Here is a 26,558-nt window from a genome sequence, read left to right on the forward strand (position 1 = left end):
CCGTGACCAGGATCGTCTGCGTGGCCGGAGCCCGGCCCAACTACATGAAGATCAAGCCGGTGATGGACGCACTGGAGCGCCGCGGCGCCGAGGTGATCCTCGTCCACACCGGACAGCACTACGACGAGTCCATGAACGACGTGTTCTTCCGCGACCTCGGCATCCGGCCGCCCGACCGCTACCTGGGCGCCGGATCCGGCAGCCACGCGCAGCAGACGGGGCGGGTCATGGCCGCCTTCGAGCCGCTGCTCGACGAACTGGCCCCGGACGCCGTCGTGGTGGTCGGCGACATCAACTCCACCCTGGCCTGCGCCCTGGTCACCGCGAAGGCCGGCCCGCTGCTGGCCCATGTGGAGGCCGGGCTGCGCAGCCGTGACTGGAGCATGCCGGAGGAGGTCAACCGGGTCGCCACCGACCGGCTCAGCGACTACCTGCTGGCGCCCTCGCCCGACGCCGCCGTGAACCTGCGCGCGGAGGGCTACCGGGAGGACCAGATCCATGTCGTCGGCAACGTCATGATCGACACCCTCCTCGCCAACCTGGACCGGGCCCGGCAGTCGGACATCCTGGACCGGTACGGGCTCACCCGCGGCGGATACGGCCTGGTCACCCTGCACCGGCCGGCGAACGTCGACGACCCCGGGGCGCTGCGCGGCCTGCTGAAGGCCCTGGGCGAGATCGCCGACCGCTGTCCACTGCTGCTGCCCGTGCACCCGCGGGCCGCCGAGCGGCTGGCCGAGCTGGGCGTGCCCGGCGGCATCCGGACCGTACCGGCCGCCGGGTACCTCGACTTCATCGCCCTGCAGGACTCCGCCCGCGTGGTGCTCACCGACTCCGGGGGCATCCAGGAGGAGACCACCGCGCTGGGGGTGCCCTGCGTGACCCTGCGGGAGAACACCGAGCGCCCCATCACGGTGGAGGAGGGCACGAACGTGCTGGCGGGCACGGATCCGGAGCGCATCACGGCCACCGTGAACCGGGTCCTCGACGATCCGCCCCCGCCGCGCTGCCCCGAACTCTGGGACGGCCGGGCGAGCGAGCGGATCGCCGCGGTCCTGCTCGACGGGCCGCCCGCGCATTCCCGGCCGCGCCCGACCGACCTCGTGTCGCGCGGGCCGGCCACCGATCGACAGCACGTGCTGTAAACGCAATTCGAAGGGGAAGACCATGGATCTCGCGGAGATCTGGCGGGTCATGCGCAGGCGCTGGTACGTGCTGCTGCCCGGACTGCTGATCACGGCGGCGCTCACCGCTGCCGTGTACCTGCTGGTTCCGGTGGAGTACCGGTCGCAGAGCACGGTGACCCTGCTGAACTCGAAGAAGGCCACGGTGGCCTTCGACGGCAACCCCTTCCTGAGCACCCAGGCCTCGCTCACCGGAATGGCCGACGGCCTGGCCCGCAACCTCAACTCCGACGACTCCAAGGCCGACCTCAAGGCCCTGGGCGTCACCGGAGTGCACGAGGCGAAGATCGCCGACAACGCGCTGGGCCCCTACATGTGGCTCAGCGTCGTCGGGACCGACCCGGCCGCCGTGCTGAAGTCGGACGAGATCCTCACCACGTACGCCGAGAAGCGGCTGCTGGAGTTCCAGAACCAGCAGTCCGTGACCCCCGACGCCATGATCCGGATGGCCACGATCGTGCCTCCCCAGAAGCCCGAGGCGCAGACCAAGGCCAGGCTCCAGTTCCTGGTCATGGCGGGTGCAGTGGGCTTCGTACTCAGCCTGGTGGCCACCTTCTTCGTGGAGGCCCGGCGGCGCCGGGGGGCAGCGGCCGGCAAGCACCGGCCCGCCCCGGGCGAGGGCGGCGAACAGGCCGCCCGCGACGCCGGTGACCCGACGGCCACCCTGCGCATGACCGTCGCCCACCCGGCCGGCTCCGGCGCGGCCGGCTCCCGTACGTCCGGATCGTCGTGACCGGCCCCGCGGCGGACACCGAGAGCGCCGCCCCGGCAGCGCCCTCGCTGGGGCGCAAGGTCGGCTCCGCAGCCAAGTGGAGCCTGATCAACACCGTGGTCATGCGCCTCGGCAACTTCGCGACCGGCATCGTCCTGGCCCGCTTCTTCCTCGGCCCCGAGGCCTGGGGCGTGTACGGCATCGCCCAGACCGTCCTGCTGGTCCTCCTCTCCGCCAACGAACTCGGCGTCTCGCTGGCGATCGTGCGCTGGGAGGGCGACCCGCGCCGCTTCGCCCCGACCGTCCTCACCCTCAGCGCCGTCTCCAGCTGCCTGCTCTACGCGGTGCTGTTCGCGGTCGCCCCCGCGGTGGCCGGGGTGCTCGGCTCACCGGAAGCATCCGGGGTCCTGCGCGTGATGTGCCTGTGCGTGGTCCTCGACGGCCTCTCCCAGGTGCCCGCCGGCTTCCTCACCCGGGAGTTCGCACAGGGCCGGCGGATGGCCGTCGACGGCCTCAACTTCGTCCTCAGCACCGCCGTGACCCTGCTCCTCGCCGTCGAGGGCTGGGGAGCGATGAGCTTCGCCTGGGGCTCCGTGGTGGGCAATGCGGCCGCGCTCATCGGCTGCTGCCTCGCCGCCCCCGGCACCCTCAGGTTCGGCTGGGACCGGGAACAGGCCCGGGCGCTGCTCCGGTTCGGACTGCCGCTCGCCGGGGCCAGCATGCTCGCCCTCGGCGTGGTCAACGTGGACACCATGGTGGTGGGTTCGGCCCTGGACCCCCTCGCCCTCGGCTTCTACGTGCTCGCCTTCAACATCTCCGGCTGGCCCGTGCGCATCATTTCCGAGGCCGCCCGCCGCGTCTCCTTCGCGGGCTTCTCCCGGCTGGCCGACTCACCGAAGGCGCTGGCCGCCGGATTCAGCCGCGCCCTCGGAGTCGTGATGGCCGGCACCGTACCGATCTGCGTCCTGCTCGCCGCCCTCGCCGCCCCCGTCGTGGAACTGATCTACGGCGAGCGCTGGCTGCCCGCCGCCCGGGCCCTGCCCTGGCTGATGGCACTCGGCCTGGTCCGCATCGGCTGCGAACTCGCCTACGACTGCCTGGTCGCGATCGGCCGCCGCCGCTCGCTCATCGGCGTCCAGGGACTCTGGCTGGTCATCCTGATCCCGGTCCTCGTGATCGGCGCCCGCACCGGCGGGATCGTCGGCGTGGCCCAGGGACACGTCCTGGTCGCCGGGGCCGTCGTGGTGCCGGTGTTCCTCCTCGCCCTGCACCGCGGGGGCATCCGCCTGGGCACCGTGGCCCGGGCCTGCGCCCGGCCCCTCCTCGGCGGAGCGGTGATGGCAGCCGTACTCCTCCTCCTGGAGCGGTACCTGGGCGACAGCGTGCCCGCGCTCCTGGCGACCGGAGCCGCCGGCACCCTGTGCTACGTCCTGTGCATCCTGCCCGGCCGGGCATTACTCAAGGGGTAGGCCGCCGTGACCCAGCACCGAAGGCGCCTGACGGCGTGGCTGCTCGCCGGAGTGGTCCTGGCCGTCGTCCTCACCCTCTACCGGGCGGACCGCACCGCCATGAGCGAGCACTCGGCGGCCCCCGGCGCCACCGGGAGCCCCACACCCTCCGCCACGGCGCCACTCGTCCCCTCGGCCCCGCCGGCCACCTCCGGCCCGCCCTCCCCGACCGCCGCGCAGGGAACGGGCGAACCGCCGCCCGCCACCCCCGCCCCGGCCTGCACCTCGCCCGGCACCTGCGGGTTCCCCGACGCCGACAGCACCGGCCCCCGGATCGGGCTGGAACGGCACGACATCGGGAACATGTCCGTCAAGAAGGACGGCACGGTCATCAAGGGCTGGGACATCCAGGGCTCCCTCGACATCTACGCCAACGACGTCACCGTCATCGACAGCAGGATCACCTCGACCAACTGGTGGGGCATCAACCTGCGCCCCGGCTTCAGCGGACTGAAGGTCCTGCACACCACGATCACCGCCGTGCCGGGCAAGGGTCCCGACAACGGAGGCGTCAACTACGCCGTCTCCAACATGGGCGGCAGCTCGATCGAGGTCGGCTGGTGCGACATCTCGGTGTTCGGCAACGCCCTGTCCATGGGGCAGGGCGATCTGCACGACAACTACGTCCACGACCTCGTCGCCTTCCGCAACCAGGGCGGCGAGTGGCAGCACACCGACGCCGTGATCAGCGGAGGCGGCAACAAGGGCCGGCTGACCATCCGCCGCAACACCCTGCTCAACCCCACCGGGGTGGACCGGGGTGCCACCGCTGCCGTGGGCCTGTTCGCCGACACCGGAGTGGTCTCCTCCGTCGTCGTCGAGGGCAACTGGCTCGCCGGGGGAGCGTATGCCCTCTACGGCGGCGGCCCGGGCGCCACCGGCATCCAGGTCACGAACAACGTCTTCTCCACGCAGTACCACCCGGCCGGCGGCGCCTACGGCGCGGCCACCGCCTGGAACGCGGGCGGCGCCGGGAACGTGTGGAAGGGCAACCGCATGTCCGACGGCAGAGCGGTCGACCCACCACCCGCCTCCTGACCACCGAGAGGACCGACAGCACATGATGCGCCGGATCGCGCGGGCCCCCTGGGAACTGCTCAAGCGGACCTTCGGCTGGCTGGTGCTCTTCGAAGCCAGGAACAAGGTCCTGCTGGCGCCCTCCGCGCTGCGGCTGCGCCGCCTGGAGGACACCGAGACGCGCCGGCTCGCCGCCGACCTGGGCGAGCCACCGGCCGCCCTGGTCGCCACCGTCATCCCCACCCACCGGCGCCCCGACGCCCTGCGCGCGGCGGTCCGCTCCGCCCTGGACCAATCGGTTACCGACCAGGTGGTCATCGTCGTCGACGACGGCGCCGGCCTTCCCGAACTGCCCGCAGACCCGCGGCTGTTCGCGGTGTCCCTGGCCCGCAACACGGGGACCGCCGGAGTCGTGCGCAATGTCGGCATCCGGCTGACCAGGTCGCGCTACGTCGCCTTCCTGGACGACGACAACCTGTGGGAGCCCGACCACCTGGAGCAGGCCCTGGCTGCGCTGGAGGCACCCGGCGGACCCGACGCCGTCTACACCGCGCTGCGCAGGGTGCTGCCCGACGGCACGGACCACGACGTCCTCTCCGTGCCCTTCGACCGCCGCCGCGCCGCCCGCGAGGCCTTCCTCGACACCAACGCCTTCGTGGCGCGCCGCAACCGCTCCCTGTACTTCAGCCGGCTGCGCCGCACCCCCGAGGTACTGCCCAGGGAGGACTGGGAACTCGTACGCCGCTACGGCCGCCGTCACGAGGTCCGCCACCTGCCCCGGCCGACCGTCCGCTACCTGGTCAACCCGGCGAGTTTCTACACCGTCTGGGACGGCCCCTGAGCCCTGTCGTCGAAGCACTGCGCGGCCGGGCAGGCTGCACGGCGCCGGTGCCGGGCGGTCCGTCCGGCTGAATGGAAACCCGCTGGTGGGCGCGGATTCGGCCCCCGTAGACTCCGGTGCTCGTGACCGAGATCAGCACCGCCCCGACCACCGTCCCCACCGCGCCCGCCGCGTCTGCCGCGTCTGCCGCGTCCACGCTCGCCGCGGACGCCGAGTCGGTCGGCGCTGCCGTGGCCGCCGCAGGCCGGGGCCTGATCGACCGCGAGACGGTCGCGGAGGTGGTCACGCTCTGCGCGGTCGCCGGTGAGCACCTCCTGGTCATCGGCGCGCCGGGCACCGCCAAGTCCGAGGCCGTGCGCCGGATCGCCGGTCGGCTCGGCGGCCGCTACTTCGAGTACCTGCTCGGCCGGTTCACCGAGCCGAACGAGCTGTTCGGCCCCGTCGACCTGCGCGGACTGCGTGAGGGCCGGGTCGAGTTCGAGACCGCCGGGATGCTGCCCGAGGCCGAGATCGCCTTCCTGGACGAGGTGTTCCTCGGATCCACCGCCGTGCTCAACACCCTCCTCGGACTGCTCAACGAACGGGTCTTCCGCCGCGGCCGCACCGTCCTCGACAGCCCGCTGCGGGTCTGCGTCGGCGCCGCCAACCACCTGCCCGACGACCCCGCCCTGGCCGCCTTCGCCGACCGCTTCCTCGCCCGCGTGTTCGTCGAGCCGGTGGCCGACGCCCGGCTGGAGGAACTGCTGGAGGCCGGCCGCCGCCCCGCGGCCCTGTCCGCAGCGCCGGCCGTCCCCGGAGGCATGCTCGCCGCCCTCGACAGGCTCGCCGCGGCCGCCCGCGCCTGCGACCTCGACGAGGTCACCCCGCTGGTCGGTACCGCGCTGCGTCGGCTGCGCAGTGCCGGGGTGCCGGTCGGCGACCGCCGGGCGGTGCGCTCGCAGAAGCTGGTCGCGGCCGCCGCCGTGCTGGACGGCCGGACCACCGCATCCGCGCGTGACCTGTGGGTCCTGCCGCTGATCGCCCCGACCGCCGACACCCAGGCGCTGGCCCGCGACACCCTCGCAGACCTGGTGGAGAAGGCCGCCAACCGCAGCCTGGTGCACGCCGCCGAAGAGCTGTCCCGCAGCACCGCCGCGCGCGCCGAGCGGCTGGCCCGCACCGGCACGGCCCTGCTCGCAGCGCACCGGAACCTCCCCGAAGGACGGGACTCGCGGCTGCGGTTGGAGGCCGCTCTGCGCGAGATCGACGCGGGCTTCGAGCCGGCCGACCTGCCCGCCGCGCTGGCCGGGATACGTGCCGAGCTGGTCGCGGCGGTCGCCCCCTCGTGACCGCCGCCCAGCCGTCTCCGCCCGCCCCTGAGCCCGCCCTTCCGGCGTCCTTTCCGCTCCGGTGGGAGCGCCGTGAGCCCCCGCTCCCGGCCGCCGCCGTCCTCGCGGTGGGCGACGCGGTGCCCGGCCTGGCCGCGGCGGCCCTCGAGCGGGTCCGCGACGGCGCCCGCCTCGGCGTGCTCGCCGACGACGGTCCGGGCCTGCCGGCCGCCGACCGCGCGCTGCTCGTGCTCGGCGCCGAGGCGGACCTGCCGTGGGCCGACGGCGCCCGCTACCTGGGCCGCGACGCCGGCCTGCTGGTCCCCACCACGGCCCGCCCCGCGCCGGCCGCCCCGCTCTGGCGCCGGGCCATCGGCGCGGCCGAGGGCCAGCTCTGCGTGCTCGTCCCGGGCCGTGCGCTGGTCGCCGACCCACCCGCGCCGGTCACTTCCCCGGACGAGCTGGACGCCTTCACCCGGCCGGAGGGCGCCGACCCGGACGGCGCCGGGGGCGGCACCCGATGATGCGGCCGCAGCAGCCTGCCCGCCGCCGAGCCGCCGCGGGGCAGCCGTGTGCCGCGCCGTCCCCGGCCGGGGCCGCCGGCCCGGCGCCCGTACCGCCCCGCGTATCCGTTCCCGGCTCCGCCCAGCAGCCCCGCGGCCGGGCCGCCTCTCCGTGGAGTGCCCGCCGATGAAGACCACCCGCCTGCCCGCCGCACTCGCCCCCTGGGCCGGCACCCTCTCGGCCATCACTCCTGAACTCGCCGTCGCATTCGGCCCGTTGCTCCAACGCCTGGACGCCCTGGTCGGTGAGCGCGAGCCCGTCGCCGATGTGGTCGGCGACCCCGACGGCCTCGGCGGCCTCGCCCGCTCGGGCCGGCCGGACCGGCTGCTGCCGTCCGAGTGGCTGCTCGCCGACGAGTACCCGGACGAGTTCCTGCGCCGCTTCGTCGACGGCGAACTGCTCCACCTGGCTCCCGAGTTCCGCACCCCGGCGGTCCGCGGCAGGATCGCCGCCCTGGTCGACACCGGCCCGACCCAGGCCGGCGCTGGCCGGTTGGTCCAGCTCGCCGCGCTCCTCGTCCTGCACCGCCGGGCGGCCGCGCGCGGCACCGAACTGGTCGTCGTCGTCCTCGGCGACCCGTACGGGCGCCGGCTCACCGGCGACCTCGCCGAGCTGCTTCCGGCCTGGCTGGCCGCACGCCGACCGGTCGACCCGACGCCCTGGGACGTGCAGCACGCGCTGGACGGCCTGGACACCGCCGATCAGGCCTGGCTGCTGACCTCGCCGCGCCTCGCCGAACGGCTCCCGGCGCGCTCCAGGGTCCTGACGAGCGAGCCCACCCGCTGGTCCGCCGACGGCGCCGGCCATGCCGCCGTCCGGCTCGACGGCGCGACGGTCGAACTCCCGCTGCCCGCAGGCGGGATCGCCGTACGGGCGCTGCGCGGGGCGGAGTTCCGCCGGGCCGAGCCGGTCCCGGCCGGCGGGCCGGCCACCGATCCCGGGGGAGCGGCCGGCCGGGCGCTGCCCGCCTTCACCACCCACGCCCACACCCTGCTTGCCCGGGGCCGGCGGGCCACCACCCTGCTCGCGGCCAACCTGCCGAACGGCGACGCCCGCATCACCACCACCGTCCGGGCGCGCCGCCACGACCTGCCCGGGCCGGTGCTCGCCGCCGGCCGGACCGGCCGGCGCCTGATCGCCCTGTACGTCCGGGGCGGCGAGCTGGTCCCGTACGTCAGTGGCCGGCCGCTCGGCGAGCGCGGCGGGTACACCGCCGATCTCGCCGCCTTCGGTGTCGGCCGCGACGATGCCGTGCCGGAGGAACTGTTCGCCCGCCCGGTCCTGCCGCTGCTGCGCGCCGGTACCGACCTGCTGCTGCCGCTGGCCGGGCGCTGGTGGCGGATCGGCCCGGACGGCAGCGTCGCCGAGGACGGTGCGCTCGGCCGGGGAGCGCAGGACCGGCCGCACTTCAACCGGTTCCGCGAGCCGAGGCTGCTCGACAGCCAACCCCTTCACGGGGCGGCCCGCGACGCCCGCCACTTCCTGCACGGAGGCGGCTCCCAGGCCTGGTCGCAGGACGGCCGGACCTGGCAGGTGCGGACCAGGTCGGGGGACGAGAGCCGCATCTCCTTCCGCGAGAACGCCGACGTGATCGGCCTCGTCCACGACGGGGGGACGCCCGCGCTGATCACCGTCAGCCGCAGCGGCCTCGTGGTGCGCGGCGTGCGCGCCGACGGTGTGCGGACCCTGACCCGCTTGTCCGGCGGCTCCGGGCCGCCGGCCGTGCACTCGTCCCTGCCGCTGATCGCCGCCGAGACCCGACCGGGCCGGATCGTGGTCGGCGACGCCAACACCGGCAGGATCCACTTCTCGATCGGGGACACCGAGTGAGCAGCGCCACCCAGGGCACGGCGTTCCGCGCCACCGTCACGGCCACCGGGTTCGTCCTCGACGTGCCCGTGATCGGCCCGGCCGAGGCAGCCGAGCGTGCCATCGCCTCCTGGCAGGACGGTGCCGAGTTGCGGCAACTGCCGGACGGGCGATGGCTGTTCGTCCTGGCCGCGCCCGTGGAGATCCGCGCCGACCGAGCTCCCGGGCTGCCCGTCGTGCGGACGGACCGCGGCGCGCAGGCCGCCGTCGGAGCCGACGCCACCGCAGCGGTCGCCGGGCACCTCGCGGTGGCTGCAGGAGGAGTGACGGTCATTCATCAGATCGCAGAACTGGCGGAGCTGGACCCTGCCGGGTGGCTCGACCTGTCCGGGCTCACGCTCCACCGTCCTCGACCGGTCGGCGCCACCGAGCCCGAGGCCGAACCCGTCGTGGAGTCCCTGCCGCGGCAACCAAGGCCCGACCTGCGCGCGGCCGCCGGCATCGCACCCCGGACGGAGCGGGCCCGGCGGCTCACCGAGGACACCCCGGCCGGTGCCCGTCGCCGGGGGGCGCCGTTCGCGGGGCGTCCGCGTCCGCGGCCGTCTTCCGTGACCGGCCCGTTCGCCTTGGCCATGGTCGTCCTCCTCGTGGTGCTACCCCTCCTCGTCGTCGTCGCGTCGCAGGGCGGCACCTTCCACGTCGGCGTGCTGCTGCTCGCGTTCGCCGCCGGCCCGACAGCCGCCCGCCTCCGTAAGCGCAACAGCGGCGCCGTACCGGGCCCGGAAGGCTCCGCCGCCGGGGCCGGCGCCCGCGCCTCTGGACCGGAGCCCGGCCGCTCGCGCGGCCGCGCCCGCCGCCCCCTGTTCAACGCACTCCTGGCCCGCCTGGCGATGCGTACGGCGGGCCCGCTGATCCAGGGCCGGCACGCCCGCTACCTGCGTGAGCTGACCGCCGCGTTCGAGCAGCGCCGCTGGGAGGACGCCCTGCGCGACGCGATCCGGCTGACGGCCGGCCGGCCGGCCGAGCAGAAACCTTGGCTCGCCCTCGGCCTGCCCAGCCGTTACGAGGGCGCCCTGCGCCCCACGCCCCGGGCCGGCGGTTCCGGCGCCGCCTCGCCCCTCTCCGGGCCCACCGTGCACCAGCACCTCGCCGCGCTCTACCAGCGGGCCGCCGAGGGCCTGGAGCGCGAGGGCAGGATCGACGAGGCCGCATTCGTCCTCGCCGACCTGCGGGACGCCCCGGCCGAGGCGGTCGCGTTGCTGGTCCGGCACGGCCGCACCGTACAGGCGGCCGAGCTGGCGGAGGGCCGCGACCTCGGCGCAGACCTCGTGGTCCGGCTGTGGTGGCAGGCCGGCGAACGCGAACGAGCCGTCCGGACGGCGTACCGCAGGGCCGCATTCGCCTCCGCCGTGGAGCGCCTCGCCTCCGACGACCCGGCGTCCGCCCGCGAGCTGCGCGCCGCCTGGGCCGCGCACCGCAGGGAGTCCGGCGACCGTCTGGGCGCCGCCGAGGTGCTCTGGGCGGACGAGTCGCTGCGCCCGTCGGCTGTCGCCGACCTGCGTGACGCGGTTGCGCTCGGCGGGCCGACCCGGAGCCGGGCGCTGCCGTACCTGCTGGCGCTCGGCGCCGGAGAGGCGACCAGGGCGCTCGCCCTGGCCGTCCTCGACAGCGACGGGGACCCGGCCACCACCGGACGGTCGGCGCTGGCCGCCGCGCTGGCGGAACTCCCGGCCGCCGACCCGGCCCTGGACCGTGAACTCGCCACCGCGGCGGCCCGGGCGGTCGTCCGGGACGGCGGCTTCGGCGGCGTCCTCGGCGACCGGGACGCGGGGGCCCGCCACCAGCGGCTGCTGAAGCGGGCCGACCCGCTGGTCGCCGCAGACCTGGCCCGGCCGAGCCGCGCGGCCCCCGCGGCACACCTCACCGCGCACACCGCCGCCGACCGACCCGGCACGCTGCCGGTGATGGACGCGGCGTTCCTCGGCTCCGGCGCCGTCCTGGTCGCCTGCGGACAGGCGGGGGTCCGGCTGCTCACCGCCGACGGTCGGACCAAGGCCCGTTGGGACGTGCCCGCCGACCAGCTGGTGCTGGCCGATCACGGCGGCGTCGCCCTGCTCGTGGCGGGCTACGGGCGGGTCCGGGAAGTCTCCCGGCTCGACCTCGCCACCCGCTCGGTCCGGCGCTGGACGACGCTGCGCGCGGAGCAGATCGTCCCCTCCTTCGACGGCCGGCACCTGATCACGGCCGACGACGACGGCATCGCGGTCCTGGACACCCTCGCGCCCCGGCCCACCGTGGTCTGGCGCGAACTCGGCGGCGGCGAGCGGCTGGTCGGCCGGCTCGCCCGCACTCCGGCCGGATGCACGGGTGTCGTGGTGTCGCCGCTTCCCGACGGCACGCAGGCCGTCGAGCTCTGGCGCTGGGACCTGCCCGGCTGGGAGTTGCGCTCCCGGCTCAGGCCCGACGCGTTCCGCCCCGGCCGCTCCGCGGCGCTCGCCGCCGGCAGCCTGCTGGCGGCCGACCTGCAGCCGGCGGACGGGTCACCGGACAGGACCGTCCTGCACTGGACCACCGAGAGCCCGCTCGCCCGCCCGGGCGCCGGCCCGGGCATCGACGGCGTCGCGCCGCACGGCCCGATCGTCGACGGCGACCACTGGACGCTCGCGGTGCCCGGCCCCGACGGCACCGGAGTCCTCCTTCACACGGGCGCGGGCGCCGGCTCCGCGCCCACCGCGACCGTGTTCTTCCCGCAGGCCGGCACGCAGGCCGACACACCGGCCCCGGGCCTTCGCCGGCACGCCGACGCGGTCACCCACTGGCACCGGTCCGGCCGTGTCCTCGCCACCACCCCCGACGGAGCCACCCTGCTCGCCAACCTGCGCGTCACGGTCGGCTGAGGCTGAGGCTGAGGCTGAGGCTGAGGCTGAGGCGGGGACGGGGACGGGGGTGCTCCGGTCCGACGCCGTCTCACGGCCCCGGCGTGGCCCGCAGGGCAGACGGGCTGGCCAGGGCCTTCGCCGCCGCCAGGCTCGCGGGCCGGCCGAGCAGCGCCCGCGAGCCCTCCCGCAGCAGTACGGCCGCACGGAACGCGGTGGTCGCCGCGGGCCCGTGCCGGCGCCCGTAGAGCCGTACCCGGTTGAGCGTGAGCAGGGTCCACAGCCGCGGCGAGACCTGGGAGTCCCCGCCCAGGTGGGTGGCCGTCGCCGCGGGTTCCAGCCGGGTGACGAAGCCGAGGTCGCGGGCCCGCAGGCAGTATTCGGTCTCCTCCGAGTACAGGAAGAAGGACTCGTCCCAGGCCCCGCAGGCCTGCAGGCACTCCCCGGACACGGCCATCAGCGCGCCCGTCGCCCAGTCCGCGACCGTGGCCCGCTCGTACGCGACCGGGTCGGTGACCAGTTCACTCCAGCGCGGGAACCGCCCGGCCCGACGGTTGCCCAGCACCGCCTCGCCCAGCGCCCGGGTCACGCGCGACTCCCGGCGCAGCGAGAGCAGCAGCGTACGGCCGTCCTCCTCGTACAGCAGCGGGACGCTGATCCCGACCCGGCCGCCCCCCGGAAGGGCCTCGCCCAGCGCGTCGACGAGCACCTTGGCGCAGCCGCGGCGCATCCGGACGTCCGGATTGCAGACCAGGGCCGTGCCGAAGCCGCCGTCCCATGCCGCGGCGGCCGCCAGGGCGGCGTTCACCCCGGCCGCATAACCGGCGTTGCGGCCGGTCTGGACGATCGTCGCGTCCGGGGCCAGCGAGCGGATCAGGTCCACGGTGCCGTCGGCCGAGTCGTTGTCGGCGACGACCAGGCGCCAGTCGAGCCCGGCCGTGCCCTCCGGCAGCGAGGCGAGGAACTCCGGGAGCACCTCGGCGCTGTTCCAGGTGACGACGATGACGGCTACGGGGCCGGTACCCGGATCCGGGCGGCGGGCGGCTGGCTGGCTGAACTGCATGGGGACTCCACGGTTGCGGGCTGCGGCGCCGTACGCCGGATGAACCCGAGGTAGCTGCCTCCGGCGGCGATCGTCAGGAAGAACACTCCGGCGAACATCGGGAAGCTGAGGGCGTCGAACGTGGCGGCGATGACCAGGGAGACGAGGGCCGAGGCGAAGAAGGCCTGCCCCAGCTCCCGGTCGGACTCGGTGCGGGCCAGCCTGCGGATGGCACCGCCCTGGTGGATCCCGGTGAACAGGAGGACCAGGAGCGCGAGCAGCCCCACGAGGCCCATCTCCGCCAGGGTGAGCATGTACTGGTTGTCGGTGAAGAAGAACAGCTCGGGCAGGAAGGTCCCGGAGCCCCGGCCGAACAGCGGCCGTTCGCCGAGGTACGGCACGATCGCGCTGTACTTCACGGTACGGGCCTGGGTGCTGCTGTCGGAGTTCGTCAGGAACGAGGCGAAGAGCGCGGTGATGGTGCCGATCAGCCCGGGAATGATCACCTTGAAGCAGGCCACCGAGCCCATCAGCAGACCGATCGCGGCCCACCGGCGCTCCGGCTTCCAGCGCAGCACCATCACCAGCACCACGATGAGCGCCCCGATGATCGAGGTCCGCGACACCGTCAGCGGCAGGGCGCCCCCCATCAGGACCACGGGCCCCCAGCGCCGCCAGGCACGCAGGTGCCGCCGGACCGGATCGAAGGCCTGCTGCACGGCGAAGGGCAGCAGGATGGCGAGCATCCCGCCGAACTCGAGGGGCTGCGCCGTGGTGGACCGCGGCCGGGTGAAGGAGCCCCGGTCCAGGGTGGTGATCTGGGCGACGCCGGATTTCAGGCCCGGGATGCTGATGCTGTCCGCGATGTTCGTCGCGGTGAAGAAGTCGTAGAAGCCGATGGCCGCCACCACCGTCCCCATCACCACCGCCCGGCGCAGCAGCACGTCCAGGCGGTCGCGGTCCTGGATCCCCGCGGAGACCAGCACCACCAGCGAGACCCACACGAGCAGCCCGATCAGACCGCGGTCCGCCGCGAGGACCTCCTTGTGGGAGCTGCCCCGCATCGCGTTCGCGAGGTAGGAGCCCAGTACGGAGAAGGCCAGCAGGCACATCACCACGCGCGGCAGCCGGGTGCCCGGGGCGGGCAGGATCCGGCCGGTGATCCAGGCCGCCAGGTACCAGAACAGGCACAGCAGCGCGAAGACGTTGGCCGGGGTGCCCACCCCGCCCATCCCGGGCAGGGTCAGGTTCGAGGGGATGAAGAAGGCCAGGGCCAGGTAGCAGCTCAGCAGGGCGGTCGCGTCCAGCTGCCGTCCCCACGGCTTGCGGCGGCCGCGCCCCCGCGCCGGGGCGGCCGAGGCCGCGCGCCGCCTGCGGAGCGCGGCCAGCAGGCTGTCCGTCAGGAAGGAGAGCGTGAAGGCGGTCGTGGTGCCCAGGATGACGACGCCCAGCACCTGCTGGTAGCGGCTCTTCATCTGCGGCACCGGAGTCTGCGGCAGCACCACGGGGGCCGTCTGCACCATGTACGCGGGCTTGACCTTGGCCGCCGCCTGGAGCGCGTTGAGCGTCTCCCCGGCGAAGGCGGTCAGCTTGTTGGTCTCCTCCAGCACCTTCGCCCGGTCGGTCCCCGTGACGGTCAGGGTCAGCATCGGCCCCGAGGTGTTCGCGGCGAAGCCGACCGTGTAGGGGTCGGTCACCCCGATGCCCTGCAGGTCCCGCGCCGCATCCGTCCCCGACAGCGTCCTGATCAGCACGTCCGCGGTGACCACCAGCGAGCCGCCGGCGTTCGCGATGGGATTGCCGAAGGCGGGGGCCAGTTCGGCCACGGCCGTGGAGTCCAGTAGCGCCACCGAGCTCTCCGACTGGTAGGCCACCGGCACCGAACGGTACAGGTGGGCCCCCGCGAGCAGGCTGATGAGCGTCAGCGGCACCATCACGTACCAGCGGCGCCGGAGCACCGCGACGATCTCACCGAGACTCATGAACACCCCCCGAGGAAGCCGCAATTGATGGCGGGCCTACCCATGTCCTGGAAAGATCGGTCACAACGGAAGGAATCTTTGTGTCGCCTGGTGAGTTGGTCCGTGCGCTGCGCCGGCGCTGGTACGTCCTGATCGTGGCGGCGGTGCTCACGGCTGCCGGAGCCGTCCAAGTGCTGCACCCCACCCAGACGTACCTGAGCACGGCGATCGTCGTGCTCAAGCCCCCGGTGACGGCCAACCAGCCCAACCAACTGGCGAACCTGCAACCGCCGCTCGCCGCCGTCTCCTACGCCGCGGTGCAGCAGCTGGAATCGCCCGCCGGCGCCGCGGAGCTCCGCGCCGCGGGCGTGAGCGGAACGTACCGGCTGATACCGCGCAACAGCGGGACCAGCGTCACCCCGCGCTACCTGATCCCCTCGCTCCAGATCCAGGCGGAGCAGGACAGACCGGTCGCCGCGGACACGGCCGTCCGGAAGATCATCGAGATTTACACCAAGCACCTCACCGACCTGCAGACACAGCAGGGCGTCCCGGACTCCGCGCGGATGAGCGTCACCCTGCTGGTACCGCCCACCGCGGTGGTGCAGACCGGCACCAAGAGCCGGGGACTCGCCGGGGCGGCCCTGCTGGGCGGGGTCGGCGGCGTGGTGGCGGCCCTGTGGACCGACCGGCTCCTGACGCGCCGGAGCCGGCGCCGGCGTACTGCCGCCGACGCCGGTCCGGTGGGGCGGGCCGAGGAGCCCGAGCGGGCGCCCCTCGTGGGGGCGGCCCGCTGAACCCGACAGATGGATCATCAAATCCCTCGACGCTTCCAGGACCGCCACCACAGCCACTCGCGCCCCCGGTCGGCAACGGCCGAGAGCACGAGCGGCTGGAGGTACGGCATGGCGCGCGCGCCGATGCGCCGGCGCCGCAGGAGCGCCCGGTACTCGGCGAGCGACGTGTAGTCCCCGGGCAGGCACTCGGCCGCGAACTCCACCAGCTCGTCCACCGGAACCACCGCGGTGCGCCCCCGGTCGTACGCCCGGTAGGCGCGCCGCAGCGCGTAGCGGGCCAGCCGGGTGCGCGCCGCCAGTGCCAGCCGGTCGGACCCCGGCAGCAGCCCGCCGCACTTGTCGAGCACCGAGTCGAAGGCGACGAGGCGCTGGCGCAGGTCGTCGAGCTGACCGCCGAAGTCCGTGGTGGACATGTTGTTGCCGTGGACCCGGTAGAAGGCCTGGTCGGCCCCGCGGACGTAGCCCACGTCGGCGTGGGCCGCGAGCCGCATCCACATCTCGATGTCACCGGCGTGCGGCAGCTCCGGGTCGTAGCCCCCGACCTTGCGCTGGAGACTCGTGCGGACCACCACCTCGGGTGAGGTGATGCACCCGGTGCCCTCCCGGAACCGCCGGTCCAGCCACCACCGTCCGGGGTAGACGACCGATCCGGTGCTCCGGGTACGGGCCGCGGGCAGCGGCCCGCCGTGCTGGAAGCGCAGCGGCCTGCCGTAGCAGAAGCCCGCCTCCGGATGCGCGTCGAGCAGGGCCGCCGCGCGCACCAGGGCCCCGGGGACCAGCCGGTCGTCCGCCGACAGCAGGGCGACGTAGTCCCCGTCGGCCCACTCCAGCAGGCCCTCGTTGTAGGTGGCGATGTGGCCCTTGTTGCTCTCGTGGACCCGTACCTCGATCCGCGGGTCGGCGGCCGCCAGCGCGCGGGCGACCTCCGCGGAGTCGTCGGGCGAGGCATCGTCGATGATCAGCACCCGAACGTCGACGCCCTCCTGCTCGTCCAGCACGCTCTTGACGCAGTCGGCCAGGAAGTGGCCGTACTTGTAGCAGGGGATCACCACGCTGACCGTGCTCACTGCCCGCTCACCTCCGTGGACAGCCCCTCCTGCAGGGCGGGCGGCGCGGTGGTGGTGAAGATCGGGCCGACCCAGTAGTTCACCGAGCCGAAGGTGTTCGTCGGGAAGGCGGTGGCCGCCCCGTACTTGTAGAGGCCGTTGGCACTGCCCGCCGTGTCGGCGGGGGCCACCAGGGGATAGGAGCGGTGCGCGCCGGCGAAGTAGCCGCCGTCCACCGAGTAGTTGCCGTTAGGCGCGTGGTAGGAGGCCACGTACGTGGTCCCCGCCGTGATGGGCACCGGCGTGGCGAACTGCAGCTGCTGCCAGCCGGTCAGGGTCTCGCTGCCGAAGGTGCCGGTGGCGAGCAGGGTCCCGGAGGCGGACCACAGGCTGCCGGTGTGCGTACCGGTGTTGCCGGGGCCCTTGTAGAAGGTGACACCGGTGATGTAGCCGTTCACCGCGGACTGGAAGCGGGTGCCCAGCTCCACGGAGTTGGCGTCGTCACCCACGTTGGCGGTGCTGGGGGTGGTGGTCCCGTTCCACAGGGTGCACGGGCAGTTCACCGCCGGCGGGTTCGGGCTCGTGGTGAAGTTCCACGTGACCGGTGCGGCCATCGCGTTGCCCCACAGGTCGGAGGCCTGGACGGACGCCGTGTAGGTGGAGTTCAGGGCCAGTTCGGAGGACGGGGTGAAGGTCGCGCTGTTGGACGCGCCCAGCACCTTGGTGCCCGGAACGGCCGCGCCGCCGGAGTCCTTGACGGAGAACACCAGGGTGTCCGCGTCGATGGCGTTGCTGAAGGTGGCCGAGACGGCCGCCGTGATCTGGGTGCCGGTCGCCGCGGACTGCGGCGAGGTGGCGGTGACGGAGGGCGGGGTCGTGCTCGCGGTGGAGGTGTCCAGGACCGCGTCCACCCAGTAGTTGCTGCCGGAGGAGGCGGTGGACGGGAAGCCTCCCGTGCCGCTGTAGCGGTAGACGCCGTTGCCGCCGTCGGTGCCGCTCTTCAGCGCGGTGAGCGGGGCCAGGCCCGCGTCGCCGGTGGCGAAGGTGGTGTCGAAGGAGTAGCCGCCGTGCGGGGCGAAGTAGGAGGCGACGTACGTGGTGTTCGCCTTGACCGGGACCGGGGTGGCGAAGTTCAGCTGCTGCCAGCCGGACGCCGTCTCATTGGTGAAGGTGCCGGTGGCCAGGCGCTGGCCGGTGCTGCTCCAGAGGCTGCCGGTGTGGGTGCCGGTGTTGGCGGGGGACTTGTAGAAGCGGACGCCGGTGATCGAACCGGCCACCGAGGAACGGATCTTCACGCCGAGCTCGACGGCGCTGCCGTCACCGGCGTTGACGGTGCCCGGTACGGCCGCGGCGGGCCAGACGGTGCAGGGGCACTGCTGCGGCCCCACGGTCAGCGGCACCGTGGTGGTGGCACCGATGTTCACGCTGTCGTCCACGGCGCGCACCTTGATCTGCGCGGCGCCCTGCACGGTCGGGGTCCACTTGTAGCTCCAGGAGCCGAGTCCCGTGGTCGCCTTCCAGGTCGTGCCGCCGTCGGTGGACACCTCCACCCGGGCGACCACGCCGCCGCCGGTGTCGGCCGCCGTGCCCGTGATGGTCACGGGCCGCAGCGCCGGTACGGTGGCGTTCGCCGCCGGGGTGGTCACCGTCACGCCCGGACCCACGGAGTCCGTGGAGGCGGTGGAGGCGATCAGGTCGCTCTGCAGCGACTTGGGCTGGACGCCCATGTCGGCGAAGACGTTGACCGTCGCCTGCTGCATCCGCTTGTCCGCGGTCACCACCGCGTCGTCCGGGTTGCCGGTGGGCATGTTGGTCAGGCCCCAGGACCACTGCACCGTGCCCGCGCCGAACACCAGCGCGTGCGAGGTCTGGTCGCGGAAGGCGACCAGGCTGTGCGTGGCGGTGCCGTTCCCGTACGTGTTGCCGTAGTCCTTGAGGAGCTTGCCGTCCTCGATGTCCACCGTGGTGGAGGACATCGTGATCTGCCCGGCGGGCCGGCTGGCGTTCTCCACGTCGCTGTCCCACTCGTAGCCGAGCGTGCCGGTGGGGAACGTGGCGGTCTGCGAGGGAGTGAGGTTCGCGACCGTGGTGTTGCGCCACAGCCGCTGCTTGGCGAAGGTCCCGGGCACCGTGATCGCGTCGCTGCGGTAGCCGTTGACGCTGAACATCGAGCCGGTCAGCTGGTTCTGCGGCTGGTAGGGCCGACCGCCCGTGGCGCTGGCCGGGTCCATGAAGGTGCCCGTCCAGATCCCGCTCGGGTCGGGGATGCCGTTCGGCTGGGGGAAGGACAGCTTGGTCTCCTTGTACGAGACCAGGGTCCGGTTGGCGGTGCCCGCGCCGTCGATGCTCGGCGCCAGACGGGTCTTCCAGAAGACCTCGTTGCCGCTGAAGTACGTCTGGTGGACCCCGGCCCGGCGCGCGTTCAGCGCGTTGGTGAACTGCTCCTGGGTCCAGTACTCGTCGTGCCCGGAGGACAGGAAGACCTTGTGGTTGCGCAGCAGGGTCCCGCCGCGCACCGACATGTCGACGCCGGACATGTAGCTCACGTCGTAGCCGTTGCGCTCCAGCCACGCCACCATCTGGAACTCGGACCCGTAGATCCCGTTGTCCCCTCCGATGTCCATGGGCCGGTTGTAGCTGACCTCGTACGCCCGCCCGTCCGGGGCGGGACCGCCGCCGTCGTACAGGTCCTGGCCGCCGTAGTTGTTGTAGGCCTGCCAGGTCTGGTCACTGGTCTGCACGACGATGTCGGAGTGGCTGGCGTCGTTGCGGACGACGAACGGGTAGGGCATCACCCCGTTGCCGTCCGCCTGGTCGAAGTTGACGACGTAGAGCCCGGACACGGCGTCGGCCGGCACGGTCCACGTCGTGGTGACGGGCCAGTTCCCGCAGTCGACCAGGCCGGTGGCGGCCTTCTTGGCGCAGGTCTGCGGGGCGCCGCCCGGCGCGAAGTTCGCCGGGTACGTCTGGGCCGCCTGGGCCGCGGTCGACATCAGGCGGGCGCCGTCGCCCCCGTAGTGGCCGAGGCGGTAGACGGAGACGCGGTACGGCGTCGGCGACTGGACCTTGAACTGCACGGTGTCGCCGGCCTGGACGCTCGTCTGGGCCGGGAAGCCCTTGATGTCGCCGTACGCGCTCGGCGCGAACCAGTCGGACATCGGTGTGCCGGGTTTGGAGTTCTCGCACACGATCGCGTTCGTACCGGGACCGCAGGGATCGACCGCGCCGGCCAGCGCGGCCGGCGGCAGGACCGTGGCCATCAAGGCCGCGATCACGGTGAAGAGACCGTAACGGAGCAACCTTGTCCGTCTGTTCATCTGGACCTCATTGTTTGCGTGAGCGCGGGGGGTCAGCGCAGGGCGTTGCGGAGGGTGTCCACGACCCGCTGCTGCTGGGCGGCGGTGATCTGCGGGAAGAGGGGGAGCGAGAGCATCCGGTCCGCCGCCTGTTCGGCGTGCGGGAAGTCGCCGCGGCCGTGGCCGAGACGACCGAAGGCCGGGGTGAGGTGGACCGGGGCCGGGTAGTGCACACCCGCGCCGATGCCCTCCGCGTTGAGCTTGCCCACGACGGCGTCGCGGTCCGCGTCGGCGACCCGGACCACGTACAGGTGCCACACGTGGACATTGCCGGCGGCGGTGACCGGCAGGGTGACCTGCCCGGCGGCGGCGAGGTCGGCCAGCAGCTCGTCGTAGCGGGCGGCGGCCGCCCTGCGGGCCGCGTTCCCGTCGGCCAGCCGGGCCAGCTTCGCCCGCAGGACCACGGCCTGCAGACCGTCCAGCCGGCTGTTGAACCCGGCGACGTCGTGGCGGTACTTGGCGATGCCGCCGTGGTTCGCGAGGGCCCGGACCAGGTCCGCGCTCTCCTCGTCGTCGGTCACCACCGCGCCCGCGTCCCCGTACGCACCGAGGTTCTTGCCCGGGTAGAAGCTGGTCGCGGCGATGCCGCCGCTGCCGGGGGAGCGGCCGTCGCGGGTCGCGCCCTGGCTCTGCGCGGCGTCCTCGACGATCCGCACGTGCGACGGCAGCCCCGCCGCGAGCGCCGCCGTGTCCGCGCACTGCCCGTAGAGGTGGACGGGGACCACCGCTCGGGTGGCCCCGCCCACGGCCTCCAGAGCGGCCCGCGGGTCCATCAGCAGCGTGTCGGGCAGGCAGTCGACCAGCACCGGTCGGGCGCCGATCCGGGCGACGGCGCCCGCGGTGGCGATGAAGGTGTTCGCGGGCAGCACCACCTCGTCGCCGACGCCCACCCCGCTCGCGCGCAGGGCCAGTTCGAGGGCGTCGGTGCCGTTGGCGACCCCCACGCAGTGCCCGACCCCCGCGAACTCGGCGTACTCGCGCTCGAACGCGCGGACCTCTGCACCGCCGATGAAGGCGGTGTCGGCGAGCACACGGTCGAATCCTGCGCGTAATTCCTCGGCGACCTCGGCGTGCGCCGCCTTCAGGTCGACCAGCGGTATCTGGTTCATGCGACTGTGCTCCCCATCCGTGTCTCCGGCCACCGGCCGGTCTCCTCGCCATCGGCCCGCAGCTCGTCGAGCGCCGGACCACCCGCCTCGCGCAGCCGGCGGGCGGGGCTTCCGGCCCACACCTCACCGGGCGGCACATCGGCCAGGACCGTGCTTCCCATCCCGGTCAGCGACCAGGCGCCGACCGTGGTGCCCTCGCGCACCAGCGCCCCCGCGCCCACGTACGCCCCGCGCCCCAGCCGCACCCCGCCGCCCAGGCGGACGCCCGAGGCGAGCGTGGCGAAATCCCCGACCCGGTCGTCGTGGGTGAGCACCACGTGCGGCATCACGGCCACGTGGGACCCGACCCGGACGGCCGCCGTCAGCACGCTGTGCGCGAGCAGGACCGAGCCCGCGCCGAGCAGCGAGGACCCCGAGACCACGGCCGTGGGGTGGACCACCGTCGCGTAGCGAGTCCCGGACAGGCCCAGGCGCCGTACCAGCCGGGCGCGTACCGCGTAATCGCGCGGGCTGCCCACGCACACCACCACCCGGGCGTCCGGGAGTTGGTGCACGAGGTGACTGCCGCCCAGCACCGGCACCCCGTCGACCTCCCGGCCGTGCAGGGCCGGATCGTCGTCGAGGTGACCCGCGAGGCGCCACCGCGGGGCACGGCCGTACGCCGCGGCCGCGGCGCCCGCGTCCCGTACCGCCTGAGCGGTCTCGCGGGCGAACCCGCCCGCGCCGACGATCAGCAGGTCCTCGGTCCGCTGCTGCGGGCCGCTCATCCGCCCGCCTGCTCGCGCAGCACCGCCACCACCCGGTCCTGCTGCTCCCGCGTCATCGTGTGGAACAGCGGCAGGATCAGCGAGTCGCGGCTGATCCGCTCGGTGACCGGCAGGGCAGCCGCGCCGTGGTCCGCGTACGCGGGCTCCAGGTGCGAGGCCATGATCCCGCGCCGGGCCGAGATCCCGGCCTCGGAGAGCACCGCGAGCAGCTCGTCCCGGCCGACCGGGAAGTCCTCGGCCAACAGCACCCAGTACGACTGGAAGTTGCCCCGGCCGTGACCGGGGTCCCCGACCGGGCGCAGACCCGGGGCCGTGCTCAGCAGCTCCGTGTACCGGGCCGCGAGCGAGCGCCGCCGGGCCACGATCTCGTCCAGCCTGCCGAGCTGCACCAGGCCGACCGCGGCCTGGATGTCGGTCATCCGGTAGTTGTAGCCGACCTCCAGGTAGCTCTCGACGATCGGCTTGCTGCTCGCGTGGCGCTGTGCGGCGGACACGTTCATGCCGTGCTCGCGCAGCCGCCGCAGCCGCTCCGCCCAGTGCGCGTCGTCCGTGGTCAGCATGCCGCCCTCGCCGGTGGTGATCACCTTGCGGGGGTGGAAGGACCAGGCGGCGAGCAGGGCGCCGTGGCCCACCGACTTGCCGCCGACCGTCGCGCCGATGCCGCAGGCGGCGTCCTCCACCAGGGCCACGTCCCAGTCCGCGCACGCCGCGCGCAACGCGTGCACGTCCGCGGGCACCCCGCCCTGGTGGACGACGAGCACCGCCTTCGTCCTGGGCGTGCGGACCGCGTCCACGGTGGCCGGGGTGAGGTTGCCGGTGGCCTCCTCGACGTCCGCGAACACCGGCTGCGCACCCACGTAGCGCACGGCGTTGGCCGTGGCGATGAACGACAGGGAGGGGACGATCACCTCGTCGCCGGGACCGAGGTCCAGGGCGATCAGGGCCAGGTGCAGGGCGGTGGTGCACGAGCTCACCGCGATGCCGTGCTCGGCACCCACCCGCTCCGCGAAGGCCCGCTCGAACTCGGCGACCCGGGGACCCTGGGCCACCCAGCCGGAGAGCACCGCGTCGGCGGCGGCCTGCGCCTCCTCCTCGCCGAGCCAGGGCACCATCACGGGGATCCGGGCCGGGGCGGCGTCGGGCGCGGCGTCCGGGACGGCGTTCACCGGGTCGTCCCCGCGGCCGTGTCGGAGGCGGCGGCCGTGTCCGCGGCCCGCTCGGCGCGCCACCAGTCCACCAGGTCCCGCAGCCCGCTGCGCAGGTCGATCCCGGGGGTGAAGCCGAGGCGCCCGGCGGCCTGCGAGGTGTCCGCGAGCCGGCGGGTCACCCCGTTCACGGCACGGGCCGGCCCGTGCTCGGGCACCAGGCGGTCCGCCTCCATCGCTTCCAGCAGGCCCTGTGCGAGTTGGAGCAGGCTGGTCTCGGTGCCGCTCGCGACGTTGAAGACCTCGTCGGTCAGGTCCGACTCCGCGGCCAGCAGGTTGGCGCGCGCGATGTCCCGGACGTCGACGAAGTCCATGGTCTGGGTGCCGTCACCGAGGATCAGCGGCGGCTCGCCCGCGGCGATCTTCTCCATCCAGCGGATGAGCACCTCGGTGTAGAGCCCGTGGATGTCCATCCGGGGGCCGTACACGTTGAAGTAGCGCAGCGCGACGTAGTCCAGCCCGTACATCGAGTGGAAGCTGCGCAGCATCCCCTCGTTGAAGGCCTTCGCGGCCCCGTAGAAGGTGTCGTTGTTGTACGGGTGGTGGCGCTCGGTGGTCGGGAAGGTCTCGGCCAGGCCGTAGACCGAGGCGGAGGAAGAGGCGATCACCTTGCCCACTCCGGCGGCCGCGGCCGCCTCCAGCACGTTGAACGTGCCGTCCACCATGACCTCGTTGGCCAGGCGCGGCTCCTCCGCGCACTGGGTGATCCGGATGGCCGCGAGGTGGAAGACCAGCTCGGCCCCCTCGGTCACCTTGCGCACGGTGGCCGCGTCACGGATGTCGCCCTCGACGACCTCCACCACCCCGCTCGGCAGGGCGCGGGCCAGGTTGGCCCGCCGCCCCCGCACGAAGTTGTCGAGCACGACGATCTCGCGCGCTCCGCCGTCCACCAGTTGGTCCACCACGTGCGAGCCGATCGTGCCGGCCCCGCCGGTGACCAGAATCTTCTTGCCTCGTACCCTGCTCAACGCCCTGCCCCCACTGGATTTGTTCGTGGTCATGCGTGTGAATCGGACTGCGGGGACGGTCAGCGTCCGGTGCGCAGTCCGACGACGGCTCCGCGGAACTCCAGGCTCCGGGAGGCGGCTTCCAGGATGTCCAGCACCTTCAGTCCGGCCCGGCCGTCGGTCAGCGGCGCCCGTCCGGTCCTGATGGACGCGGCGAACTCCTCGACCATGCTGCGCAGGGCCTCCTTCTCACCGATCGCGGGCGCCACCATGTCGCCGGTCCGGTAGGAGACGAGCATGTCCCGGCGCTCGTCCGCGCCGATCTCCTGCGGGGCGCTCAGGTCCACCCCGCGGTCGAACACCGCGACGCGCTGGGTGGGGTTGAGGTCGTCCCACACCAGGGTGCGCTTGGACCCGCCGACCATGGTGGTGCGCACCTTCGTCGGGGAGAGCCAGTTGACGTGCACGTGCGCGATGGCGCCGGTGCTCAGCTGGAGCGTCAGGTAGGCCACGCAGGACTGGCCGGCCCCGATCGGGTCGGCGCCGTGCGCGGCGACGGCGACCGGCCGGACGTGGTCCGGGAGGATGAAGTCCAGGACGGACAGGTCGTGGGGGGCGAGGTCCCACAGGACGTCGATGTCCTTCTGGACGAGCCCCAGGTTGATCCGTACCGAATCCACGTAGTGGATGTCGCCGAGTTCGCCGGAGCGGACCATCTCGCGGATCCGGCCCACGGCAGGGGTGTAGCAGTACGTGTGGTCGCACATCAGCGTGAGACCGCGCTCCTCGGCCTCGTCGACCAGCCGCAGCCCGTCCTCGTACGTGGCGGCCAGCGGCTTCTCCACGAGGACGTGCTTGCCGGCGCGCAGGGCGGCCAGGGCGACGTCCAGGTGCGTGCCGGCCGGGGTGGCCACGGCGACCGCGTCGACCTCCGGGTCGGCGAGGACCGCCTCGTAGTCGCCGGTCGCCTGGACCGTGGAGTACCCGCCGAGCACCTGCCGGGCCCGGTCCACGTTCAGATCGCAGAGCCACCGCAGCCGGAACTGGTCACTGGACTGGAAGTTGCGGACGAGATTGGGGCCCCAGTAGCCCGCGCCGACGACGGCGACACCTAAGGGTGCGGACCCCTTGCCGGTGTCGCCCGCGCCCTGCCCCGCGTCCTTCGCGGTGTCCTTCACGGCGTTCCCCTTCCTTCCGCGCACGCCGGACGGCGTGTCGCCAACTCATGGCCGGGACGCGTGTGATGGAGGGAAATGCCGTCGAGGGCAGCCCGGACGCCTACGCGTGCCGTGCGTGACCTGCTCAACGGTGATGGCCCCCCACAACCGATGCTCTACGTGATACGTGTGCCCGCCCCCCGGCCCGGCAGCCTGTTCCCCACAAGCAGCCGAACCCGTACCGCCCACCGCTCCGGGCCGTATCGGCCCGTTCCGGATCCCGGCGCCGCCGAAGCGTGCCGATTCCGGTCGGCGGCGCTCAATCTAGTCCACCGGGCGTACCCCCGGGCAGAGTTGGCGTAATCGCCTGGCGCGGGTGTTCGACCATGCATACTGCCCGGGTGACCAGCATCGTGATACCGGCCCACAATGAAGGCCGGGTCATCGGCCGGCTCCTCGACGCGCTCCTGGCCGACACCTCGGCGACCGGGGCCGACATCGTCGTGGTGTGCAACGGCTGTACGGACGACACCGCCCGCGTGGCCGGTGAACGCGGGGACCGGGTGCGCGTGGTGGAGGTGCCGACTCCCTCCAAACACCACGCACTTCGGGTGGGCGACGAGCACGCCCGGGGCTTCCCCCGGCTGTACGTGGACGCCGACGTGGTCGTCGGCGCGGCCGACGTACGGGCCCTGCTGGGCGCGCTCGACCGGAGCCCGGAACTCCTCGCCGTGGCCCCCGGCCGGGACATTCCGCTCGCCGGCTGCGCCTGGCCGGTCCGGGCGTACTACCGGGTGTGGCAGCGGCTGCCCGCCGTCCGTGAGGGCCTGTTCGGCCGGGGGGTCATCGCGGTGACCGAGCCGGGGCACGCGCGGATCGCCGCGCTGCCGCCGCTGATGGCCGACGACCTGGCGGCCTCCCTCGCCTTCGGGCCCGGGGAGCGGCGCGTGGTCGAGGAGGCCCGGGTCGTCGTCCGTCCGCCGCGCACCTGGTCCGACCTGATCAGGCGGCGGGTCCGCGCGGCGACCTCCTCCGCCGAGTACGAGCGCTTCCGGGCGGAACGGCAGGCCGAGGCGCCGCAGCAGCCACCGGGGACGGAGCGGACCGAGCGGACCGCGCGTACCGGAACGGCCGATCTGCGCGCCCTGCTGTGGGCCCGACCGGCGCTGCTGCCGGGGGTGGTGGTGTTCGTGGTGGCCGCACTCGCCGCCCGCCGGGGCTCCCGGAAGGCCATCCGCGACCAGGACTTCTCCACCTGGCTGCGGGACGAGAGCAGCCGGCAGGGCTGACCCCGGGGCCGCCCCGGGGCATGCGGCCGAATCCCTTCGTACGCCCCACTGTTGGCCCGTACAA

Annotated in this window: 20 protein-coding genes; 11 read left to right on the plus strand and 9 right to left on the minus strand. The window is 73.8% G+C overall.

Translation table 11 applies throughout. The features are described from left to right. Positions 1–2 precede the first annotated feature (2 nt). The 9 genes from wecB (at position 3) to IE257_RS12205 (ending at position 11,839) form a co-directional block, all read left to right on the plus strand. Positions 3–1,145 (plus strand): non-hydrolyzing UDP-N-acetylglucosamine 2-epimerase, encoded by a 1,143-nt coding sequence (gene wecB, locus IE257_RS12165; RefSeq protein ID WP_189967720.1) that lies wholly within the window; start codon positions 3–5, stop codon positions 1,143–1,145. A gap of 22 nt (positions 1,146–1,167) precedes the next feature. Continuing rightward, positions 1,168–1,917 carry a YveK family protein gene (locus tag IE257_RS12170; RefSeq protein WP_189967721.1) on the plus strand — a complete coding sequence of 250 codons (750 nt, stop codon included), beginning with the start codon at positions 1,168–1,170 and terminating at the stop codon, positions 1,915–1,917. Further along, positions 1,914–3,365: a lipopolysaccharide biosynthesis protein gene (locus IE257_RS12175; RefSeq protein ID WP_229920292.1), complete on the plus strand. Its 1,452-nt coding sequence runs from the start codon at positions 1,914–1,916 to the stop codon at positions 3,363–3,365. The genes IE257_RS12170 and IE257_RS12175 overlap by 4 nt, the downstream gene beginning before the upstream one ends. 6 nt (positions 3,366–3,371) lie before the next feature. Beyond that, positions 3,372–4,442: a hypothetical protein gene (locus IE257_RS12180; protein WP_189967723.1), complete on the plus strand. Its 1,071-nt coding sequence runs from the start codon at positions 3,372–3,374 to the stop codon at positions 4,440–4,442. A 22-nt stretch (positions 4,443–4,464) separates the two neighbouring features. Beyond that, a complete protein-coding gene (locus IE257_RS12185; protein ID WP_229920293.1) occupies positions 4,465–5,262 on the plus strand; it encodes a glycosyltransferase family 2 protein in 798 nt (265 codons plus the stop codon). A 122-nt stretch (positions 5,263–5,384) separates the two neighbouring features. Continuing rightward, on the plus strand, positions 5,385–6,590 hold the full coding sequence (locus IE257_RS12190) for an AAA family ATPase (RefSeq protein WP_229920294.1): 1,206 nt from the start codon (positions 5,385–5,387) through the stop codon (positions 6,588–6,590). Next, positions 6,587–7,093: a bpX5 domain-containing protein gene (locus tag IE257_RS12195; RefSeq protein WP_189968367.1), complete on the plus strand. Its 507-nt coding sequence runs from the start codon at positions 6,587–6,589 to the stop codon at positions 7,091–7,093. The genes IE257_RS12190 and IE257_RS12195 overlap by 4 nt, the downstream gene beginning before the upstream one ends. 166 nt (positions 7,094–7,259) lie before the next feature. After that, the gene (locus IE257_RS12200) at positions 7,260–8,963 is read left to right on the plus strand and encodes a hypothetical protein (protein WP_189967725.1); all 1,704 of its coding nucleotides are present in this window, start codon (positions 7,260–7,262) and stop codon (positions 8,961–8,963) included. Continuing rightward, entirely contained in the window at positions 8,960–11,839 is a 2,880-nt protein-coding gene (locus IE257_RS12205; protein ID WP_189967727.1) for a bpX6 domain-containing protein, read from the plus strand. The genes IE257_RS12200 and IE257_RS12205 overlap by 4 nt, the downstream gene beginning before the upstream one ends. Positions 11,840–11,909: 70 nt before the next feature. Here IE257_RS12205 and IE257_RS12210 read toward each other — a convergent pair whose 3' ends face one another. Next, entirely contained in the window at positions 11,910–12,881 is a 972-nt protein-coding gene (locus IE257_RS12210; RefSeq protein ID WP_189967729.1) for a glycosyltransferase, read from the minus strand. Further along, positions 12,827–14,842 carry an O-antigen ligase family protein gene (locus IE257_RS12215; RefSeq protein ID WP_189967731.1) on the minus strand — a complete coding sequence of 672 codons (2,016 nt, stop codon included), beginning with the start codon at positions 14,840–14,842 and terminating at the stop codon, positions 12,827–12,829. Before IE257_RS12215 ends, IE257_RS12210 begins: the two co-directional genes overlap by 55 nt. Before the next feature lie 80 nt (positions 14,843–14,922). Between IE257_RS12215 and IE257_RS12220 the strand changes: the two genes are divergently transcribed. Continuing rightward, positions 14,923–15,618, plus strand: a complete 696-nt coding sequence (locus tag IE257_RS12220; protein ID WP_189967734.1) for a Wzz/FepE/Etk N-terminal domain-containing protein — start codon at positions 14,923–14,925, stop codon at positions 15,616–15,618. A 17-nt stretch (positions 15,619–15,635) separates the two neighbouring features. Here the strand turns inward: IE257_RS12220 and IE257_RS12225 are convergent, their stop codons facing one another. From IE257_RS12225 to IE257_RS12255, 7 genes are read right to left on the minus strand one after another with little or no spacing between them, the layout of a single operon-like run. After that, positions 15,636–16,685, minus strand: coding sequence for a glycosyltransferase (locus tag IE257_RS12225; protein ID WP_189967736.1), 1,050 nt, complete (start codon positions 16,683–16,685; stop codon positions 15,636–15,638). After that, complete coding sequence (locus IE257_RS12230) at positions 16,682–19,981, minus strand: DUF4082 domain-containing protein (protein ID WP_189967738.1); 3,300 nt, start codon at positions 19,979–19,981, stop codon at positions 16,682–16,684. Before IE257_RS12230 ends, IE257_RS12225 begins: the two co-directional genes overlap by 4 nt. A 32-nt stretch (positions 19,982–20,013) precedes the next feature. Further along, positions 20,014–21,129, minus strand: coding sequence for a DegT/DnrJ/EryC1/StrS family aminotransferase (locus IE257_RS12235; RefSeq protein WP_189967740.1), 1,116 nt, complete (start codon positions 21,127–21,129; stop codon positions 20,014–20,016). Further along, complete coding sequence (locus tag IE257_RS12240; protein WP_189967742.1) at positions 21,126–21,896, minus strand: NeuD/PglB/VioB family sugar acetyltransferase; 771 nt, start codon at positions 21,894–21,896, stop codon at positions 21,126–21,128. Before IE257_RS12240 ends, IE257_RS12235 begins: the two co-directional genes overlap by 4 nt. After that, positions 21,893–23,062: a DegT/DnrJ/EryC1/StrS family aminotransferase gene (locus IE257_RS12245; RefSeq protein WP_229920295.1), complete on the minus strand. Its 1,170-nt coding sequence runs from the start codon at positions 23,060–23,062 to the stop codon at positions 21,893–21,895. The genes IE257_RS12240 and IE257_RS12245 overlap by 4 nt, the downstream gene beginning before the upstream one ends. After that, the gene (locus tag IE257_RS12250; RefSeq protein ID WP_229920296.1) at positions 23,059–24,069 is read right to left on the minus strand and encodes an NAD-dependent epimerase/dehydratase family protein; all 1,011 of its coding nucleotides are present in this window, start codon (positions 24,067–24,069) and stop codon (positions 23,059–23,061) included. Before IE257_RS12250 ends, IE257_RS12245 begins: the two co-directional genes overlap by 4 nt. A gap of 59 nt (positions 24,070–24,128) precedes the next feature. Next, positions 24,129–25,226: a Gfo/Idh/MocA family protein gene (locus IE257_RS12255; protein WP_189967746.1), complete on the minus strand. Its 1,098-nt coding sequence runs from the start codon at positions 25,224–25,226 to the stop codon at positions 24,129–24,131. Positions 25,227–25,606: 380 nt separating this feature from the next. Here IE257_RS12255 and IE257_RS12260 point away from each other — a divergent pair, with 380 nt between their 5' ends. Further along, positions 25,607–26,494, plus strand: a complete 888-nt coding sequence (locus tag IE257_RS12260) for a glycosyltransferase family 2 protein (RefSeq protein WP_229920297.1) — start codon at positions 25,607–25,609, stop codon at positions 26,492–26,494. Positions 26,495–26,558 lie beyond the last annotated feature (64 nt).

Source organism: Streptomyces avidinii (genome assembly GCF_014650695.1).
Taxonomy (GTDB): domain Bacteria; phylum Actinomycetota; class Actinomycetes; order Streptomycetales; family Streptomycetaceae; genus Streptomyces; species Streptomyces avidinii.